Annotated in this window: 14 protein-coding genes; 8 read left to right on the forward strand and 6 right to left on the reverse strand. The window is 71.3% G+C overall.

Annotated features, from left to right (window positions below; genetic code table 11):
* The first annotated feature begins 108 nt into the window (after nt 1-108).
* Nucleotides 109-1,995 (forward strand): TerD family protein, encoded by a 1,887-nt coding sequence (locus tag ACZ6K0_RS30915; protein ID WP_469228184.1) that lies wholly within the window; start codon nt 109-111, stop codon nt 1,993-1,995.
* Between the two features lie 244 nt (nt 1,996-2,239).
* Nucleotides 2,240-3,253 carry a TerC family protein gene (locus tag ACZ6K0_RS30920; protein ID WP_469577395.1) on the forward strand — a complete coding sequence of 338 codons (1,014 nt, stop codon included), beginning with the start codon at nt 2,240-2,242 and terminating at the stop codon, nt 3,251-3,253.
* Between the two features lie 72 nt (nt 3,254-3,325).
* On the opposite strand, the gene ACZ6K0_RS30925 is transcribed toward ACZ6K0_RS30920, so the two are convergent.
* From ACZ6K0_RS30925 to ACZ6K0_RS30935, 3 genes are all read right to left on the reverse strand, one after another.
* Nucleotides 3,326-4,696, reverse strand: coding sequence for an MFS transporter (locus ACZ6K0_RS30925; RefSeq protein WP_469228823.1), 1,371 nt, complete (start codon nt 4,694-4,696; stop codon nt 3,326-3,328).
* Between the two features lie 150 nt (nt 4,697-4,846).
* Complete coding sequence (locus ACZ6K0_RS30930) at nt 4,847-5,503, reverse strand: MBL fold metallo-hydrolase (protein ID WP_469228182.1); 657 nt, start codon at nt 5,501-5,503, stop codon at nt 4,847-4,849.
* Nucleotides 5,504-5,538: 35 nt separating this feature from the next.
* Nucleotides 5,539-6,228, reverse strand: coding sequence for a maleylpyruvate isomerase family mycothiol-dependent enzyme (locus tag ACZ6K0_RS30935; protein ID WP_469228181.1), 690 nt, complete (start codon nt 6,226-6,228; stop codon nt 5,539-5,541).
* A 156-nt stretch (nt 6,229-6,384) separates the two neighbouring features.
* On the opposite strand from ACZ6K0_RS30935, the gene uvrA reads away from it, so the two are divergent.
* On the forward strand, nt 6,385-9,456 hold the full coding sequence (uvrA, locus tag ACZ6K0_RS30940; RefSeq protein WP_376395047.1) for an excinuclease ABC subunit UvrA: 3,072 nt from the start codon (nt 6,385-6,387) through the stop codon (nt 9,454-9,456).
* A gap of 136 nt (nt 9,457-9,592) precedes the next feature.
* Nucleotides 9,593-10,018 carry a Rieske (2Fe-2S) protein gene (locus tag ACZ6K0_RS30945; protein WP_376395044.1) on the forward strand — a complete coding sequence of 142 codons (426 nt, stop codon included), beginning with the start codon at nt 9,593-9,595 and terminating at the stop codon, nt 10,016-10,018.
* Nucleotides 10,019-10,063: 45 nt separating this feature from the next.
* Here ACZ6K0_RS30945 and ACZ6K0_RS30950 read toward each other — a convergent pair whose 3' ends face one another.
* Complete coding sequence (locus ACZ6K0_RS30950) at nt 10,064-10,993, reverse strand: hypothetical protein (RefSeq protein ID WP_376395041.1); 930 nt, start codon at nt 10,991-10,993, stop codon at nt 10,064-10,066.
* A gap of 235 nt (nt 10,994-11,228) precedes the next feature.
* Between ACZ6K0_RS30950 and ACZ6K0_RS30955 the strand changes: the two genes are divergently transcribed.
* Nucleotides 11,229-11,816, forward strand: coding sequence for a papain-like cysteine protease family protein (locus ACZ6K0_RS30955; RefSeq protein WP_376395038.1), 588 nt, complete (start codon nt 11,229-11,231; stop codon nt 11,814-11,816).
* 5 nt (nt 11,817-11,821) lie between these two features.
* The gene (locus ACZ6K0_RS30960; protein WP_469228821.1) at nt 11,822-12,595 is read left to right on the forward strand and encodes a hypothetical protein; all 774 of its coding nucleotides are present in this window, start codon (nt 11,822-11,824) and stop codon (nt 12,593-12,595) included.
* 459 nt (nt 12,596-13,054) lie between these two features.
* On the opposite strand, the gene ACZ6K0_RS30965 is transcribed toward ACZ6K0_RS30960, so the two are convergent.
* Nucleotides 13,055-13,741: a response regulator gene (locus ACZ6K0_RS30965; protein WP_469228818.1), complete on the reverse strand. Its 687-nt coding sequence runs from the start codon at nt 13,739-13,741 to the stop codon at nt 13,055-13,057.
* A 45-nt stretch (nt 13,742-13,786) separates the two neighbouring features.
* Nucleotides 13,787-15,016 carry a sensor histidine kinase gene (locus tag ACZ6K0_RS30970; protein ID WP_376395035.1) on the reverse strand — a complete coding sequence of 410 codons (1,230 nt, stop codon included), beginning with the start codon at nt 15,014-15,016 and terminating at the stop codon, nt 13,787-13,789.
* 259 nt (nt 15,017-15,275) lie between these two features.
* Here ACZ6K0_RS30970 and ACZ6K0_RS30975 point away from each other — a divergent pair, with 259 nt between their 5' ends.
* Together ACZ6K0_RS30975 and ACZ6K0_RS30980 are read left to right on the forward strand one after the other, a co-directional pair.
* Nucleotides 15,276-17,513: an MMPL family transporter gene (locus tag ACZ6K0_RS30975; RefSeq protein WP_376395032.1), complete on the forward strand. Its 2,238-nt coding sequence runs from the start codon at nt 15,276-15,278 to the stop codon at nt 17,511-17,513.
* Nucleotides 17,514-17,733: 220 nt separating this feature from the next.
* Nucleotides 17,734-19,095: an erythromycin esterase family protein gene (locus ACZ6K0_RS30980; protein ID WP_469228177.1), complete on the forward strand. Its 1,362-nt coding sequence runs from the start codon at nt 17,734-17,736 to the stop codon at nt 19,093-19,095.
* The last annotated feature ends 56 nt before the right edge of the window (nt 19,096-19,151 follow it).

Here is a 19,151-nt window from a genome sequence, read left to right on the forward strand (position 1 = left end):
CGGGAGCTGTCCCGCACCACCGCACCGCCGCACGACCGAACCACCGCACCGCTGCACCGCCGCACATCCGCACCATTCGTACCGGGAACCGCTGAGGGGACAGAGCCGATGACGGCCGAGCTGGTCCGGGGGCAGAACCACCCCCTGCCCGACACCCGACTGGAGATCAGGGTGTCGGCCGGTCACCCGGTCGTCGCCGGGGCCGCCCTCGGCGACGAGCGGGGCAGGGTCCCGGGCGTGGAGTGGATCGCCCACCCCGTCGCCCCCTCGCTCCCCGGCGTGGACGTCCCCCGGCAGGCCGCCGCCGACCAGCGCCTCGCCGTCGACCTGGCGGCGGTCCCGGACACCGTCCACCGCGTCTCCGTCCTCCTGGCACTGCCCGACGGCACCGGCGGGCCGACCTCCTTCGGGAGGGTCGCCGCCCCCTTCGTCGCCGTCACCGGCCCCGACGGCACCGAGATCGCCAGCTACACGATCACCGGGCTCGGCAGCGAGTCCGCCGTCGTCGCCCTGGAGCTGTACCGCCGGCAGGGCGCCTGGAAGGTCCGCGCCATGGGCCAGGGATACGAGGGCGGTCTCGCCGCCCTCCTCGGCGACCAGGGCCTGGAGCGCCCCGCCGACCTGGCCGCGTCGATCCTGGAGACGGAGCGCGCACGCCACACGCCGCCACCCGCCCAGGTCCCGGTCCACCCGGACCCTGCCCCGGAGCCCGCCCCCGCCGCCCCCCGGCCCGCCCCCGGCACGGGAGGCCCGATCAGCTACGCCCACCCCCGGCGCCGGCCCACCACGCCGGAGCCGCAGCCCGCACCGGCCCCCCAGGCTCCTCAGCGTCCGCCCGGGCCGCAAGGGCCGCAGGTGCCGCCCCTGCCCGTCGCCGGGGACGCGGCAGGCTGGTCCATGGACGAGCGCCTGTACAACCAGGTGTGGGGGATGTTCGAGGACCTGGCCCGTACCGCCGCCGCCTACCGCAGTGCCTGCGAGTTCGCCGAGTCCCGGCTCGACCGGGAGCTCGACGAGTCGCTCTCCGACTACCGCTCGCGGGTCGGCGGCGCGAACGACGCCGCGCGGGCGGCCGCCCGCGCCCGGCACGACGAGCTGGTCGAGCGGGCCCAGGAGGTCCTGGACCGGGACCTCGCCCAGCTCGCCGTCGAGTCCGAGGTCGTCGAACCGGCCCTGCCGCCCGCCTACGCCCGCTGGGACAACCCGGTCTGGCACGCCTACCGCCCCCCGGCGGAGGAGCCGATGGCCGTGCGCCTGGGCGACCTCCACCTCCCCGAGCGCACCGAGCTCCGCATCCCCATGCTCGTCCGGCTCCCCATGGAGCGAGGGCTCTGGGTGGACAGCGGCCGCGGCCGCTCGGAGGCGGCCGCCCTCCTCGACGAGACCGAGCTGAAGCGGCTCGCCCTCGACAGCGCGGTCGCGCACACGGCCCGGCTGCTCGCCGTCCACCCGCCGGGTGAGTTCGCGGTCCACGTCGTCGACGCGGCCGGTGCGGGCACCGCCGCGCTCGCGCCGCTCGTGGACACCGGTGTGCTCGCCGCCCCGCCCGCCCGGGGCGCGGCAGGCGTCTCGGCCGTCCTCGAGCAGCTCACCGAGCGGGTCGACCTGCTGCAGATGGCCCTGCGGAACGGCGCGGTCGACGCGCTGCCGCCCGGCCTGGACACGGCCCGGCAGCTCCTGATCGTGCACGACTTCCCGCACGGCTTCGACGACCGGGCCGTCACCCGGCTCCGGTACCTCGCCGACGAGGGCCCCGGGGTCGGCGTCCATCTGCTGATGGTGGCCGCCCGCGAGGACGCCGCCGCGTACGGACCCGTGCTCGACCCCCTCTGGCGCTCGCTGCTGAGGCTCACCCCCGTCCCCGACGACCACCTCGCCGATCCGTGGGTCGGTCACGCGTGGTCGTACGAGCCCCCGCTGCTGCCGCCGGGCAGCCGGATCCTCCGTCAGGTCCTCGCGCAGGTCGTGGACGCCCGCCCGGCAAAGCGACTCTGACCTGGCCTTTTGGCGGCTCTTTACCCTCCCCTTTACCTTCTCTTGGTCTTTCGGGTAGTGTTCATGGTGCGGAGGGGAGTACTCCCCGTGTGCGGCGTACCCGTCAATACGGACGGATCCTCAGTGATCCGATCCCGGGGCGTCGGCCCGACCGCGGTGTGAGCCGCTCGGGTGGAAGAGACCTCCGGCAGCGACGACGCTGATCAAAGAGCCGTACGACGCCGGAGGCGCAGTGGACGTTTCAATGACCCTGTGGGTGCTGACCATTCTCGGTCTGGTCGCCCTCATCGGAGCCGACTTCTTCATCGGGCGGAAGCCCCATGACGTCTCGGTCAAGGAAGCCGGAATCTGGACGATCGTCTGGGTCGTGCTCGCCGTGCTCTTCGGAGTCGGCCTGCTCTTGTTCGGCAACAGTCAGGCGGCCGGGGAGTTCTTCGCCGGCTACGTCACCGAGAAGTCGCTCAGCGTCGACAACCTCTTCGTCTTCATCCTGATCATGGCGAAGTTCTCGGTCCCCTCCCACCTCCAGCAGCGCGTGCTGCTCGTGGGTGTGGTGATCGCCCTGGTCCTCCGCACGATCTTCATCGTCGCGGGCGCCGCGGTCATCGCGAACTTCTCGTGGGTCTTCTACATCTTCGGCGCGTTCCTGATCTACACCGCCTGGAAGCTCATCCAGGAGGCGCGCGCCGACGAGGAAGAGGAGGACTGGGAGGAGAACCGCCTCCTCAAGTCCGTCGAGAAGAAGTTCGGCGTCGCCGACAAGTACCACGGCACCAAGCTCTTCATCCGCGTCAACGGCAAGCGCGTCCTGACCCCGCTGATGGTCGTCATGATCGCCATCGGCACCACGGACATCCTCTTCGCCCTCGACTCCATCCCGGCGATCTTCGGCCTGACCCAGGACCCGTACATCGTCTTCACCGCCAACGCCTTCGCCCTCATGGGCCTGCGGCAGCTGTACTTCCTGATCGGCGGCCTGCTCAAGAAGCTGGTCCACCTCAGCTACGGCCTGTCGGTGATCCTCGGCTTCATCGGCGTGAAGCTCGTGCTGCACGCCCTGCACGAGTCCGGGGTGCACGTCCCGGAGATCTCCATCGGGTTCTCGCTGGCGGTCATCGGTGGCGTCCTGGTCGTCACCACGATCACCAGCCTCATCGCCTCCAAGAAGCAGTCGGAGCGAGCCGCTGCCGAGGGCGCGGCCGACACCAAGGGTGTCGAGGACGCGGACGGCGTCGAGAAGGACAGCGTCGACGCCTGACGCGTCTTCCACGGCGACGGCCGGCCCGGGGCACCCGCCCCTGGCCGGCCGTCGCCGTCTCGCGCCCCTCCCTCAGGCGGGCGCGGCCCCCGCCGCCTCGGTCTCCGTCTCCTTGACGGCCGTCGCCTCGGCCTCGTCCGCCTCGACCTCGTCCGTCTCGGTCTCGCTCGCCTCGGTCTTCGTCGTCCCGACGCGGTCCGGCAGGGTCTCCGGGAGGAGCGCGAAGCAGCCCAGGCTGATGAGGGCCACCACGGTCAGATAGGCCGCGACGCCCCAGGGCGGGCCCGAGCCGCCGTCCGAGAGGGTCGTGGCGACGATGGGCGTGAGCGCGCCGCCGAGGACGCCCGCGAGGTTGTAGCCGACGGCCGCTCCGGTGCAGCGGACGCGGGGCTCGTAGAGCTCAGGGAGGTACGCGGCGATCACCGCGAACATCGTGATGAAGGCCAGCAGCGAGCCCAGGAAGCCGAGGAACATCAGGACCGGCTCCGCGGTGTGCAGCAGGGCCACCATCGGGAACATCCAGAGCGCGGAGGCCGCGCACCCCGCGAGACACAGCGGGCGGCGGCCCCAGCGGTCGGCCAGCAGGGCCACGAAGGGCGTGGCCGCGCCTTTGACCGCCACCGCGGCCATGACACAGGTCAGCATGACCGTGCTGCTCACCCCGAGCCGTTCGGTGCCGTAGGTCAGGGCCCAGGTGGAGACCGTGTAGAACACCGCGTACCCGACGGCGAGCGCCCCGGCCGTCAGCAGCACGAGACGCCAGTGGTCGCGCGCGATCTCGGCCAGCGGGGCGCTCGCCCGGCCTCCAGACGCGGACAGCTCCTCGAACTGCGGGGTCTCCGCCAGCGAGGAACGCAGCAGCAGCCCGGCCGCCGCGAGGACACCCGCCGCCCAGAAGGGCACCCGCCAGCCCCAGGAGCGGAACTCCGCGTCGCTCAGCCCCGCCGTGAGCGCCAGCATCACCCCGTTCGCGAGGAGGAAGCCGACCGCCGGGCCGATCTGCGGGAAGCTCGCCCACAGCGCGCGCCGGTTCGCGGGCGCGTGCTCGGCCGTCAGCAGGACGGCGCCGCCCCACTCGCCGCCGAGGCCGAGGCCCTGGAGGAAGCGGAGGGTGAGCAGGAGCAGCGGCGCGGCGATGCCGAGCGTCTCGTACGTGGGGACACAGCCGACCGCGACGGTGGCGCAGCCGGTCAGGAGCAGCGAGGCGAAGAGGACCGGCCGGCGGCCGTACCGGTCGCCGACGTGCCCGAAGAGCACCGAGCCGAGCGGGCGGGCGACGAAGCCGATGGCGAAGGTGCCGAAGGCGGCCAGGGTCCCGGCGAGCGGGGAGAAGGTCGGGAAGAAGAGCGGCCCGAGGACGAGGGCGGCGGCGGTCCCGTAGACGAAGAAGTCGAAGAACTCGATGGCGGTGCCGACGAGCGAGGCGGTGGCGAGCCGGACCATCGAGGGAGGAGCGGGCGGAGCCGGGGGAGCGGGCGGCGACGGAGAGTGACTGGTGCGCATGTGGCGCCAACTACCCGGCGGCCATCCGGGTTACGGGGGCGTACGGTAGCGCGCGGCCGGTGAGCCGCGCGCCGGGGGTACGGCGGTGGGTCACCAGCCGCGCTCGCGCCACTCCGTGAGGTGCGGGCGCTCGTCACCGAGCGTGGTGTCCTTGCCATGACCCGGGTAGACCCAGGACTCGTCCGGCAGGGCGGCGAAGAGCTTGGTCTCCACGTCGTGGATCAGGCTCGCGAAGGCCTCCGGGTCCTTCCAGGTGTTGCCCACCCCGCCGGGGAAGAGGCAGTCGCCGGTGAAGACGTGCGGGTGGCCGTGCGGGTCGTCGTAGACGAGGGCGATCGAGCCGGGGGTGTGCCCGACCAGGCGGCGGGCGGTCAGCTCGACCCGGCCCACGCGGACCGTGTCGCCGTCCTCGACCGGCACGTCGGTGGCGACCGGGATGCCCTCCGCGTCGTACGCCCCCGCGTAGGTCCGGGCGCCGGTCGCGGCGACGACCTCCGCCAGGGCCTGCCAGTGGTCGCCGTGCCGGTGGGTGGTGACGACGGCGGCGATGCCGTCGTCACCGATCAGCGTGAGCAGTGTGTCGGCGTCGTTGGCCGCGTCGATCAGCAGCTGTTCGCCGGTCGCCCGGCAGCGCAGCAGGTACGCGTTGTTGTCCATCGGGCCGACCGAGACCTTCGAGATCATCAGGTCCGTCAGCTCGTGCACGTCCGCCGGTCCGCCGACCTTCACACTTCCGCTGTACGTCATGGGCTCAGCCTAGCTCCGCCCACCGACAGCGGTGGCTACAGCGGCGGGAGAGCGGGGAGCGGGCCGCCCTCGGTCTTGAGGGCGGCGCCGTCGCGGCGGCCGGCGAGCCAGCCGAGGAGCTCGGCGGCCGGGCCGGTCACGGTCACCTCGGCGCCCTCGGCGGAGCCGGTGGTCCAGGTGCCCGTGCCCTCCGCGGCCACGATCCGGGTCGGCGGCACGGTCGCGTTGCCCGTGAAGCGCTCCGCGAGGAAGTCGATCTCCCGCCGGACGAACTCCCCGGGCAGGTCCTCCAGCTCGTAGCCGACGCCCAGGTCGACGTGGTGCAGGGCCACCTCCACCCAGCGGCGGAACGGGATCCGGGAGGCGCTGTCCGTGACGCCGTTGCGGAGCTCGACGGTGCGGCTCCAGTCGGCGGGCTCGGCGCCCGCGGCCTGGAAGCCGTCGCCGCTCTCGCGCACGTCGGCGAGCTGGACGGCGAGGGGGCGGGCGGCGTCGCGCTCGATGTCGGCGTCGCGGGTCGCGGCGTCGGCGTACATGGGGCGGCCCTGGAGGACGTTCACCAGAGCGTCGGCGTTCCGGGCGATGTGGGCCAGGACATGGCCGCGGGTCCAGCCCGGAAGCCGTGACGGCTGGGCCGCCGCCGCGTTGTCCCAGGAGGCGGCCGCGGCAAGCAGCAGGTCGGTCGCCGCCTTGACAGAGGCGAGATCACGTTCGTGGTCGATCATGGCGCCGACCCTAGCGCCGCCACTCGTTCGGGTGAAGCGGCCTCCATGAGGCCGGAAATCGAATGTGCGTGCTATAGGCTCGACGGAAGCATCCGGCATCCTTGGTTGTTGGGTGTGTCAGGCACATCCGCTCTCTCAAGAAAGGTGCGGACCGGCGTGGCCGACCGTCTCATCGTTCGTGGCGCTCGCGAGCACAACCTCAAGAACGTCTCGCTCGACCTCCCGCGTGACTCCCTCATCGTCTTCACCGGGCTCTCGGGATCGGGCAAGTCCTCCCTCGCGTTCGACACGATCTTCGCCGAGGGGCAGCGCCGGTACGTCGAGTCGCTCTCCTCCTACGCCCGGCAGTTCCTCGGTCAGATGGACAAGCCGGACGTCGACTTCATCGAAGGTCTGTCGCCCGCGGTCTCCATCGACCAGAAGTCGACCTCGCGCAACCCGCGCTCGACGGTCGGCACCATCACCGAGGTCTACGACTACCTCCGCCTGCTCTTCGCCCGCATCGGCAAGCCGCACTGTCCCGAGTGCCGCCGGCCGATCTCCCGCCAGTCGCCTCAGGCCATCGTCGACAGGGTCCTGGAGCTCCCCGAGGGCAGCCGCTTCCAGGTCCTCTCGCCGCTCGTGCGCGAGCGGAAGGGCGAGTTCGTCGACCTCTTCGCCGACCTCCAGACCAAGGGCTACAGCCGCGCCCGGGTCGACGGCGAGACCGTACAGCTGAGCGAACCGCCGACGCTGAAGAAGCAGGAAAAGCACACGATCGAGGTAGTCGTCGACCGCCTCACCGTGAAGGACAGCGCCAAGCGCCGCCTCACCGACTCCGTAGAGACCGCGCTCGGCCTCTCCGGCGGCATGGTCGTGCTCGACTTCGTCGACCTCCCCGAGGACGACCCCGAGCGCGAGCGGATGTACTCGGAGCACCTCTACTGCCCGTACGACGACCTCTCCTTCGAGGAGCTGGAGCCGCGCTCCTTCTCCTTCAACTCGCCCTTCGGCGCCTGCCCCGACTGCACCGGCATCGGCACGCGCATGGAGGTCGACCCCGAGCTGATCGTCCCGGACGAGGACAAGTCGCTCGACGAGGGCGCCATCCACCCCTGGTCGCACGGGCACACCAAGGAGTACTTCGGCCGGATGATCGACGGCCTCTCGCAGGCCCTCGGCTTCCGCACCGACATTCCCTTCGCCGGTCTTCCGCAGCGGGCCAAGAAGGCCCTCATGTACGGCCACAAGACCCAGATCGAGGTCCGCTACCGCAACCGCTACGGGCGGGAGCGCGCCTGGACCAGCCCCGCCTTCGAGGGAGCGGTCTCCTTCGTCAAGCGGCGGCACGGCGAGGCCGAGAGCGACTCCAGCCGCGAGCGCTTCGAGGGCTACATGCGTGAGGTGCCCTGCCCCACCTGCGAGGGCACCCGCCTCAAGCCGATCGTCCTCGCGGTCACGGTCATGGACCGGTCCATCGCCGAGGTCTCCGGGATGTCCATCAGCGACTGCGCCGAGTTCCTCTCCCGGCTGACCCTCAACGCCCGCGACAAGAAGATCGCCGAGCGGGTCCTCAAGGAGGTCAACGAGCGGCTGCGCTTCCTCGTCGACGTCGGCCTCGACTACCTCTCCCTCAACCGGGCCGCCGGCACGCTCTCCGGCGGCGAGGCCCAGCGCATCCGGCTCGCCACCCAGATCGGCTCCGGCCTCGTCGGCGTGCTGTACGTGCTCGACGAGCCGTCCATCGGCCTCCACCAGCGCGACAACCACCGGCTCATCGAGACCCTGGTCCGGCTCCGGGACATGGGCAACACGCTCATCGTCGTCGAGCACGACGAGGACACCATCAAGGTCGCGGACTGGGTCGTCGACATCGGCCCCGGCGCCGGCGAGCACGGCGGCAAGGTCGTCCACTCCGGCACCATGAAGGAGCTCCTCGCCAACGAGGAGTCGATCACCGGGCAGTACCTGTCCGGCCGGAGGGCGATCCCCACCCCGGACATCCGCCGCCCGGTGGACCCCGGGCGACGGCTCACCGTGCACGGCGCCCGCGAGAACAACTTGCTGGACATCGACGTCTCCTTCCCGCTGGGCGTCCTCACGGCCGTCACGGGCGTCTCCGGCTCCGGCAAGTCGACCCTGGTCAACGACATCCTCTACACCCACCTGGCGCGCGAGCTGAACGGCGCCAAGTCGGTGCCGGGGCGCCACACGCGCGTGGACGGCGACGACCTCGTCGACAAGGTCGTGCACGTCGACCAGTCCCCGATCGGCCGCACCCCGCGGTCGAACCCGGCGACCTACACCGGCGTCTTCGACCACGTCCGCAAGCTCTTCGCCGAGACGATGGAGGCCAAGGTCCGGGGCTACCTGCCCGGCCGGTTCTCCTTCAACGTCAAGGGCGGCCGCTGCGAGAACTGCTCCGGCGACGGCACGATCAAGATCGAGATGAACTTCCTCCCGGACGTCTACGTCCCGTGCGAGGTCTGCCACGGCGACCGGTACAACCGGGAGACCCTGGAGGTCCACTACAAGGGCAAGTCCATCGCCGAAGTCCTGAACATGCCGATCGAGGAGGCCCTCGACTTCTTCGAGGCCGTCCCCACCATCGCCCGGCACCTGCGCACGCTCAACGAGGTGGGTCTCGGGTACGTCCGCCTCGGGCAGTCGGCGCCGACGCTCTCCGGCGGTGAGGCCCAGCGCGTGAAGCTCGCCTCCGAGCTCCAGAAGCGCTCCACGGGCCGCACGGTCTACGTCCTGGACGAGCCGACCACGGGTCTGCACTTCGAGGACATCTCGAAGCTGATCAAGGTGCTGTCCGGCCTGGTCGACAAGGGCAACTCGGTGATCGTCATCGAGCACAACCTCGATGTCATCAAGACCGCCGACTGGCTCATCGACATGGGCCCCGAGGGCGGCAGCGGCGGCGGCCTGGTCGTCGCCGAGGGCACGCCGGAGGAGGTCGCCTCGGTCCCGGCCAGCCACACCGGCAAGTTCCTCCGCGAGATCCTCGGCGCGGACCGGATCAGCGACGCGGCCGGGACCGTTCCGGCGGCCCGGGGGGCGCGGAAGACGGCGGCGAAGAAGGCTCCGGCCAAGGCGCCCGCCAAGAAGGCCGCGGCGACGAAGACGGTTGCCGCGACCAAGACGGCCGCGGCGACCAAGACGGCCGCCAAGAAGTCGGCCACGAAGGCGACCGCCACCAAGGCCGCCGCGAAGAAGGCGACGACGCGGGCCCGCAAGGCCTGACGTTCCCGGCAGGGCCCCCCTCCTCGGGGGCCCTGCTCCGTCTCCGGACGGACCCCGGGCCCGGCCGTCGGCGCAGGGAACCCCGCCGGTATCGTCGGTTCGGTCACGCCTTGCCCCGATCCACCGTGGAGCGCCTATGTCCGGCCAGTCCAGCCGCCGCACCGTACTGAAGGGCGCCGCTCTCGCCGGTGCCGCCGGGCTGGGAGTCGCCGCCTGCTCCACCGAGTCCAAGCTGGGCCACGCCGGAGTCCCGACCCCGACCGCCCCGGTCGCCCTCGGCGCCCCGGACGAGATCCCCGTCGGCGGCGCCAAGCTCTACCGCGAACAGAAGGTCGTGGTGAGCTGCCCGGCCAAGGGCCAGTACAAGGCGTTCAGCGCCCAGTGCACCCACGCCGGCTGCGTCCTCGACAAGATCGAGGACAACGAGGGCAACTGCCCCTGCCACGGCAGCCGCTTCGACGTGACGACCGGCAAGGCGGTCAAGGGCCCGGCCACGGTCCCGCTCCCCGAGGTCCCGGTCCGCGTCGAGAACGGCAAGCTGGTCGCCGGCCCGGAGGCGTAGCCCCGAGTCACCGGCCCCGCGACGTAGGCCCCGAAGGCCGGACCCTCACGACCAGTCCCAGTCGATGCCCAGGATCCCCGGGCGTACCCCCTGCTCCACGACGTGCACCGTGCGGTGCCGGCCGCTCAGGGTCAGCTCCGCACGGCCCCCGCGCGGCGCGCCCGCCGAGGTCTGGGCGAACCTCCGGCACCGCACCGGCAGCGCCGCCTCGTCGAAGCGCACCTGGAGCACGTACTGCCCGCCGGCGAAGCTGAACCCGCGCACGTACTCCCCGCTCGGGCCCGCCGTGCCGTCCTCGAACCCGTACGAGAACAGATGCGTGTCCCCGGCCCGCAGCCGCGCGTCGAAGAGCAGCTCCGCGACCAGCACACCCGTCCCGGCGTGCCACCGCACCCGCCCGGTGCGGCAGTTCTCCACGGCCCGCACCTCCACCCGGGACGGATCGCACCCCGGATCCCCGTGGTGGATGGCCAGATAACGGTCGACCCCGTCCCGGTGCGCCCGCACGACGTGCTGCGACTCGCGCCCCACCAGCTCCCGCGCCGCCCCGATCCGTACCCGCTCGTGGTGCCCCACCGTGTGCAACCCGCCGTCCGCAGGGGACTCCAGCTCCGTGAGCAGCTCCTCGACCGACCCGGACGCCTCCACCAGTGAGCGGTACGAGCGGCCCGCCGGGCGCTCCACGTCCGCCCGGCCCGCCGCGTCCCCCGACAGGAGCCGGAGCAGCGAGTTCCCGGGCAGCTGGAGCACCTCCTCCAGGGCCCGCACGGCCTTCAGGGACTCCGGCCGCTGCGGGCGCCGGGCGCCCTGCTGCCAGTAGCTCAGGCTCGTCACCCCGACCCTGATGCCCCGGTGCGCCAGATGGTGCTGGACCCGCTGGAGCGGCAGCCCGCGCACGGCGAGCGCGGTGCGCAGCGCCAGATGGAAGGGACCGGTGTGCAGCAGCTGTGCCAGATCGGCCTCGGTGTGGCTCACGAGGGCTCCTCAGTGAACGTTCACGGTGGGGGAGCGGACCGTCGCGCCGCGAGCGGTGGGCGGGCAGGTGGGCCGAGGGCGTCCGTTCACACCCGGGTCACACCGTTCACAGTCCGATGTCACCCCGCATTGAAGCGTGTTGACCCGCTCCCGACAACGGCAGATGCTCCTGACCAGCGTCCGGACGCGATCCTCCACTCCCCACATCCCCACCCCCCTCCACGGGAGGAACGCGATGCGCAGCAGAAGACTGTCCCTCGCGGCACTCGCCGCAGCCGCCCTCTTCTTCGTCCCCACCACCACGGCGTCCGCCGCGCCCGCCGGTGAGGACGTCTCCACCCTCGCCTCCAAGCAGCTCGACATCACCATGCAGGCCCAGCAGAAGACCAACTGGTGCTGGGCGGCGGGCGGCAACACCATCGCCACCTGGTTCGGCCGCAACTACAGCCAGAACCAGTTCTGCAACGCCGCCTTCAACCGCCAGCAGGGCTACGACTGCCCCAACAACCAGGCCACCCTCGGCAACGTCCAGACGGGACTGAGCTGGGCCGGCGTCAACCCCGGCTCGTACGTCACCGGCTGGCTGCGCTACCCGACCGTACAGACCGAGATCAACGCGAACAGGCCGATCGAGACCCGCATCCAGTGGTCGAGCGGCGGCGGTCACATGCACGTGATCTACGGCTACGACGACGCCAACAGCTGGGTCTACTGGGGCGACCCCTGGCCCTCCAGCGACCGGTACAACTGGGCCTCGCACGCCTGGTACGTCAACAACAACTCCTTCTCCTGGACCCACTCGCTCTACCGGATCGGGGCGTGACGACGATGAACGGACGTGCCATCGGCGCCGGTCTCCTGACCACCGCCGCCCTCGTCGCCCTCGGGGCGCTCCCCGCCGCCGCGGAGACCCTGCCGTCCGCGCCGACCCCCGAGCAGGCCGCCTCCGCGCCGCAGACCCTGGACACCCTGTCCCGGTTCTTCGCCCGGGACGGGGCGCTCGCCCGCTCGGCCGCCGCCCCGCGCGTCGAGGGCGGATCGGTGCCGGTACGGATCCTGTCCCCGGACTTCGTCGCCGGGAAGGCGGGGGCGCCGGTCGCCCGCGTCGAGTTCCGGGCCAGCCGGGCCGTCGCCTCCGACGGCCAGAAGGCCTCGCTGTGGACGGTGAAGCAGCCCGGCGGCTGGCAGGTCGTGAACATCGCCACCGGCGACGACGAGATCCGGTACGCCGAGCAGGGCGGGCGCGTGCTGCCCGGCGGGCTCGTCTTCCGGGAGCCGCAGATCGACGCGTGGTACGTCCAGAAGGGCGCGAAGGTGCTGCCGCTGGACGAGGACGCGGTGCGGGCGGTCGGGAAGAACGGGACGAGTCTGGCCGCGTACCGGGAGCGGGTCGCTCGCGACTATGGGGACAAGCTGCCCGGCTCGGCGTACGCGAAGAAGGGGGCGGCGGGCGGGTACGCGCCGCAGGCGAGCGGGCCGGTGCCGCACGAGGAGCCGGCCGTCACGGTGGCCTCCACGGCGGCGGGCGCAGGTGCGGTCCTGGCCCTCGCCCTGATCGCCACAACGGCGATACGCCGTCGGCGCGCGACCCAGGAGCCCTGAGCCGCCCCCGGTGGCTGGCGCGCCGCCTCCGGTGGCCGGCGCGCCGCCTCCGCGCTGGGGCCTGCCCCCTCTCGGGGCAGGCCCCAGCGGGCTACTTCCGAGACGTCGGGCTGGGAGGCCAGGGCCCGGACTCGAGGCTGAATCCGTCGTTCCGCGGAAGCTCGCCGCGCCGCGACAGGGCCGGCGCTGATCTCGCGGTGTGCAGCGGGATGCGGTGGCAGGAGTGGGCGACGGTGCTGCTCCCCGCGCTGGGGATGGGCCCGGGCGCGTGCGCGGAGGAGGCCGATTTTCGGGTTCAGGCGTGTGCGAAGTCGGCGGTCGGGTTCCCGAGCAGGCGATGCGGTCGGTCGAGACGTATTGCCTGCTGGAGCGTCCACCGTACCCAGCGCCGTCGCCTCTGGCCTGAGGCGGGGCAACAGATGACACGGCGGGACGTCATCCTGGCCCGAAGGGCTCGGTTCAGTCCGGATCGGCGGCCTGTCGGGCTGCCACCAGGCCCGACTCGTAGGCCGCAATCACAGCCTGCGCCCGGTCACGGACGCCGAGTTTGTCGAAGATGCTGGTGATGTAGTTCTTGACGGTGGAGACACTGATCTCCATGGTGCGTGCGATCTGGTTGTTGTCCAGGCCGGTAGCCACCAGGCGCCAGACCTCCACCTCGCGCGGGGTGAGACCGGGGGTGCTTTCTGCGGCGGGCAGCCGACGGTTCGGGGGCGCAACCTGCTCGTTCCTGACGTAGGCGGAGATCAGCCGGGTCAGCAGACGGGGAGCGACGGCGGCCTCGCCCGCACGGACGGTGCGGATCGCGGCCACGAGGTCCTCGGGCGAGCTGTCCTTGGGCAGGAAACCGTATGCGCCGGCGCGCAGGGCGGCGACCACGTACTCGTCCATGTCGAAGGTGCTGAGGGCGAGCACCCGGCACTCGGGAAGGTCACGAGCCAGTCGCTCGGTGGCGGCCACCCCGTCGAGGACGGGCATCCGGATGTCCATCACCACGACGTCGGGACGGTGCTCGCGGGCGAGCACAAGAGCCTGCTCGCCGTTCTCGGCCTCGGCAACCACGGTGATGGCAGGAGAGGGGCCGAGGATCAGGGCCAGCCCGCGCCGCACAAGCGGCTGGTCGTCCGCGATCAGTACCCGGATCATCCGCTCGCCCGCGGCCTCGTTTTCGGCGTCTGTCCCGCTCACCGGTCAGTCCTCCTCATCCTCGCCCGTCGGAGCTTCCAGCGGCAGGCTGGCCACGACCCGGAAGCCGGCCTCGGGCAGCGGACCGGCCTCCAGCGCGCCGCCGTGCAAGGCGACCCGTTCACGCATGCCGACCAGACCGTATCCAGCGCCCTGCCTGATGCCGGGGGCCAAAGCTGCCGCGTCCATCGCGCCTTGGTCGGTGACGGACACACGGACACGCTCGGGCAGACAGGTGAGGCGGACCTCCACCGGGACGTCGGGCCCTGCATGCTTGCGGGCATTGGTCAGTGCCTCCTGGACGACCCGGTAGAGAGTGAGACCGACCACCGGCGGCAGTCGTCCGGGCTCGCCATCCACGGTCAGCTCGGTGGGCTGTCCGGCCTCCCGAGATTCCTTGATCAGGCGGTCGAGGTCGGCAAGGCCAGGCTGTGGCGCCTCCGGGGTGCCGTGCCGGTCGGTCGCCGTGTCCTCGTCGGTCCGCAAGACGTCGAGGAGCTGCCGCATCTCGCGCAGGGCCAGCCGCCCCGACTCCTCCAAGGTGACCAGGGCATCGCGGGCGACACCGGGGTCGTGGTCGAGGTTGGCGCGGGCGCCGCCCGCCATCAGCTGCATGATCGTGATGCGGTGGGCGACGATGTCATGCAGCTCCCTGGCGATGCGGCGGCGTTCCTCGGCTACCGCCCGGTCGGCGAGGAGCCGGCGGTTGGCCTCCGTCTCCTGGTGCCACCGGTTGACCGCGAGGCCGGTGGCGGCGATGAGGCAGGCGGCGAGGCAGGCGCTGGTCACGTTCAGGAGCCCGTGCGGGGCGGAGAGGTCCGGGGTGAGCAGGGTGACGCCGATCGCCCCGATCGTCAGGGCGGCCGTCGCCCACGGGCGGCCGGTCCGGGCGGCCGAGTAGAGGGCAACCGCCAGGGCGGCGCCGAAGTGGTGGTCTATGGGCGTCGTCAGGTTCAGCAGCGCGACGAGCACCAGGCTGACGGTCATGACGGTGAGCGCGAAACGGCGCCTCATGAGCAGCGGCAGCGCGGAGACGGTCACCAGCAGGACGCCGGCACTTGACACGGGTGAACCCTTGACCTGCGAAAAAGCGGTATATCCGACGAGGTCCACGACAGCCGCGCCGACGGCCACCAGGGCGTCGTTGCGGGTCCACGGCAACGTGTCGGCGTCCGGCGGGAAGAGGCGCCCGCGCAGCGCCTGACGCGTCGGCACGGTGCTGCGACGCGTCACCATTTTGGTCCTCTCTTGCTGTTCTCCGCTGTGGTGCCGGACGGTCCGCCCGGCACCGGGGCCTTCCGCCATTGTCCCTGCGCGCCGCAGCCCCTGGCTCCGCCCCAGGGCCGAAACCGGACCAGGACCAGGGTCCCGGTCCGGCGGATGGCCGGTCCCAGGGCCCTGTACGGCTTCTCGTCCCACGCTCGTACGATCTCCGCGCATTCCGGTGATGTGCTGTAAGGGAACTGCCCGAGATAGTTTTCGAACGGAAGTCCCTGTGATTCGCACCCTGGCCGGATTCTCCACGAGAAATCCATGGAAGGTCATCACCCTCTGGGTACTGCTGGGAATTGGACTGGCCATAGTGGGTCAGGCGCTGATGTACCGGGCCACCGAGAGCCAGCTCGGTGACTTCCTGCCCGAGAAGTACGATTCGGCAGCGGCGCTGAAGGTCGCCGAGGACAAGTTCGGGATCAAGCCGGACGCCAATGCGGTGACCATGCTGGTGAAGCGGGCCGACGGAAAGCCGCTCGGCGCGGCCGACCAGCAGCGCGCGGAGGCAGCGGCAGCGGCGCTCGGCAGGCAGCGGGTGACCATGCCGAAGCCCAAGGACACCCCCGACTTCCTGGCGAAGGACTATTCCCAGACGCCGAAGGTGACGCCCGGCACGGTCGCACCCCACCGCGCTTTCGTTCTCTTTTCCGTAGGCCTTTCCGGTAATTCGACCGACCCCGGCCTGCAGAACCTATTCAAGGAATTCCGGAATACCGCCTCCGACAGGTACGCGCAGGACGGACTGCGCACCGGATTCGCCGGCGGTCTGGCCGACCTCGTCGACAGCCACGAGGCGGAGAAGACCACGAGCACAGTGGCCGGGGCACTCACCATCGGTCTGATCGTGCTGCTGAACGTGCTGGTGTTCCGTAGTGCCTTGGCGGCGCTGCTGCCGCTGCTGGCGGTCAGCATCGTCGGCGGGGCCGCCGCGGGTGCGGTGGTCGGCACGGCGCTGCTCACCGGGATCAAACTGGACCCGAGCACACCGCAGCTGATCAACGTGGTGCTGCTCGGCATCGGGATCGACTACTTCCTGTTCCTGCTGTTCCGCTTCCGTGAGCGGCTGCGCGCGCAGCCCGAGCGGAGCGCCCGCGAGATCGCGGGTGAGGTGACGGGGCGGGTGGGCTCCGCGATCACCTCGGCGGCGCTCACCATCGTCGCCGCCTTCGCCACTCTCGGTGTCGCCAGCTTCGGGCAGTTCCGGGTGCTCGGCCCGGCCGTCGCGATCTCGGTCATGGTGATGCTGCTGGCCAGCCTGACCTTCATGCCCGCCCTGCTGGCGGTCACCGGACGCAGGATGTTCTGGCCCTCCCGCGCCCTGAAGCGCGCGCCGCGCGAGGGTTCGGCCGGACGCTTCGGCGACACCGTCGCCCGGCGACCGCTCGCCGTCACGGTCGGCGCCGTCGTCCTGCTGGGTGCGCTGGCCGCCGGGATGGCCGGCATGAAGATGGACTACAGCACCGGCAGCGGCAGCGGCGGTACACCGGCCGCGGCCACCGCCGCAGAGATCTCCCGCGCCCTGCCCGCGGGGGTGTCCGACCCAACCGAGGTCTACGTCACCAGCGGCGACGGCGGCGCCCTCGACCGGCACGGCGTCGACGTCCTGGTCAAGGCGCTCGGCCGCACGCAGGGCGTGGGCCAGGTGACTCCGGTCGTCTACGACAAGGCGGGCGGCGCCGCCCGGATCGGCCTCTACCTGACCGCCGACCCACAGAGCCAGGAGGCACGCGACCTGGTGTCCGGGCCGGTGCGGGCGACCGTCGCACGGCACACACCCACGGGCGTCGAGGCACACGTCGGCGGCACGGCGGCGATCTTCGCGGACATTTCCACCGCCGTCTCCGAGGATCTGGAGCTGGTCTTTCCCATCGCCGCCGCGCTCATCGCGCTGATCCTGCTCGTCCTGCTTCGCAGCCTGCTGGCACCGGTGGTGCTCATGCTCTCCGTCGGGCTCGGCTTCGCCGCCACGCTCGGCGCCTCCACCCTGGTGTTCCAGCACGTACGCGGCGAAGCGGGCGTCAACTTCACCCTGCCGCTGGTGCTCTTCCTGTTCGTGGTCGCCCTGGGCACGGACTACAACATCCTGATGAGCGACCGCATCAGGGAGGAGATGGAGCGCCCGGGCCCGGCCCGCTCGGCAGTGGCCCGCGCCGTACGGCACACGGCACCGGCCATCGCCACCGCCGGACTGGTGCTGGCCGGTTCCTTCGGCAGCCTCGCGGTGAACCCCGCCCCGTCCACCCAGCAGATCGGCTTCGCGACTGCCCTCGGCATCCTGCTGTCGGCGTTCGTTCTGTCCGTCGCGCTGGTCCCGGCGCTCGCCGCGCTGCTCGGCCGCTCCCTGTGGTGGCCCGTCCGGCCGCGCCGCGCCGCGAGGCAGCCCTTGCCGTACGAGCCCGGGCGGCAGCCCGGCGAGCCGGGTCCCACCCCGGTCCCGTACGACCGCATCGGCACAAACTGACCGCCGCACCGCCGCCTTCGCGCTCCCGCACGGCCGTCACCGCAAGGAACGCGCGGGCGAACACGGCGAGCCTGTGTGCCGATCGCGTCCGGGGAGGGCGTTCACCACCCGAACCGCCTGTAAACCTCCACCCGATCGAGCGCTCGGACGGCCACGCGCAGTGGCGGGTCCCGTGCGCCTTCTGGAATCCACACGCAAGTTGATCGAAGGGCAAGAACACATGGCTAGGCACACGAAGCGCATCACCCGCCGGCGGCTGCTGGCAACGGCGGCGATCGTGGCGGGGGCTGTCCTCACTCCGGTGGCGGTCCAGGCGGCCACCGTCGACAAGGTCGACACGACCAGGGGGAAGCAGAACCCGGTACACGGGCTGGAGCGGGCGGCCCACCCGCTGCGTGCGACCGAGCCCGGCGGAAACACGGCCGACCTGCGAGCCCTGTCCACGATGATCGGCGACGCCAAGGTGGTCGGCCTCGGCGAGGCCACCCACGGCTCCCACGAGTTCTTCACCATGAAGGAGCGGGTCTTCCGCCACCTGGTGGAAAAGAAGGGCTTCACCACCTTCGCCCTGGAGCTGAGCTGGTCCGCGGGACTCCAGATCGACGACTACCTCCAGACCGGCAAGGGCGACGCTCGCGAGATCGCCGAACAGACGCTGGCCAACTCTCCTTGGGAACGCGAAGAATTCGTGAGTCTCATCGAGTGGATGCGCGACTACAACCGCAACCACCCCGACCGTCCCGTGCACTTCATGGGCGACGACATCGGCGCCCCCTCGTTGAATGACGCGTTCTTCGAACGAGTGACCGGCTACGTGAAGAAGAACCACCCCGATGCGCTGCCGCGGCTCAACGAGCTCTACACCGGCCTGCGGCCCATCGACGACGTCTTCGCCTACCTGGCCAAGCCGCTCGCGGAGCGGCAGCAGCTCGCCGCCAAGGCGCAGCAGGCCCTGGAACTGGTCAGCAGCCAAAAGGGCTCCGGCGGAGACGCGTTCGACTGGGCCGAGCAGAACGCCCGCTCCATCGCCCAGACCGCCAAGTTCCTCACCTTGAACCCCGCCGACCCGGAGTCCCTGAACAGCCTTCAGCGCTTCCGCGACGAGGTCATGGCCCAGAACGTCACGTGGTGGCAGAAGCACACCGGCGACAAGATCCTGGTGTCGGCGCAGAACAACCACGTCGGCTACGTCTCCGACAACCCCGAGATGTACTCCAAGACGCAGGGGGCGTTCCTGCGCGACACCATAGGCAAGAACTACCTGCCCATCGGCTTCACCTTCAACCAGGGCTCGTTCCTGTCGAAGGACGCCGCCCTCGGCGGCGAGTGGAAGAAGTTCACCGTGGGCGCCGCCGAGCCCGGCCGGAATGAGCACACCCTCGACCAGGTCCGTTACCGGGACTTCTACCTCGACGTCCGCAAGGCCCCGGCCGCCGCGCGCGCCTGGCTGAACGTCGCCCGGCCCACGCTCAACATCGGCACGCAGTTCCCCGAGAAGCCCCGCGACGTCACGATCGCCAAGTCCTTCGACGTTCTCATCCACCTCCACGAAATCCGGGAGGCCGAAAAGATGAAGCCGTGACGCCCGCGACGCGCCCCGCCTGGACGAGCCGCGAGAAGAGGCGGGTCAACGACTCA

The organism is Streptomyces sp. NPDC042346, assembly GCF_055581845.1.

Coding starts and splice junctions, on each gene's coding strand:
- ACZ6K0_RS30960 (WP_469228821.1), top strand. CDS start 11,822: ATGAACGGACGTGCCATCGGCGCCGGTCTCCTGACCACCGCCGCCCTC.
- ACZ6K0_RS30980 (WP_469228177.1), top strand. CDS start 17,734: ATGGCTAGGCACACGAAGCGCATCACCCGCCGGCGGCTGCTGGCAACG.
- ACZ6K0_RS30925 (WP_469228823.1), bottom strand. CDS start 4,696: ATGGTCCGGCTCGCCACCGCCTCGCTCGTCGGCACCGCCATCGAGTTC.
- ACZ6K0_RS30955 (WP_376395038.1), top strand. CDS start 11,229: ATGCGCAGCAGAAGACTGTCCCTCGCGGCACTCGCCGCAGCCGCCCTC.
- ACZ6K0_RS30920 (WP_469577395.1), top strand. CDS start 2,240: ATGACCCTGTGGGTGCTGACCATTCTCGGTCTGGTCGCCCTCATCGGA.
- ACZ6K0_RS30930 (WP_469228182.1), bottom strand. CDS start 5,503: ATGACGTACAGCGGAAGTGTGAAGGTCGGCGGACCGGCGGACGTGCAC.
- ACZ6K0_RS30935 (WP_469228181.1), bottom strand. CDS start 6,228: ATGATCGACCACGAACGTGATCTCGCCTCTGTCAAGGCGGCGACCGAC.
- ACZ6K0_RS30945 (WP_376395044.1), top strand. CDS start 9,593: ATGTCCGGCCAGTCCAGCCGCCGCACCGTACTGAAGGGCGCCGCTCTC.
- ACZ6K0_RS30970 (WP_376395035.1), bottom strand. CDS start 15,016: ATGGTGACGCGTCGCAGCACCGTGCCGACGCGTCAGGCGCTGCGCGGG.
- ACZ6K0_RS30915 (WP_469228184.1), top strand. CDS start 109: ATGACGGCCGAGCTGGTCCGGGGGCAGAACCACCCCCTGCCCGACACC.
- ACZ6K0_RS30965 (WP_469228818.1), bottom strand. CDS start 13,741: ATGATCCGGGTACTGATCGCGGACGACCAGCCGCTTGTGCGGCGCGGG.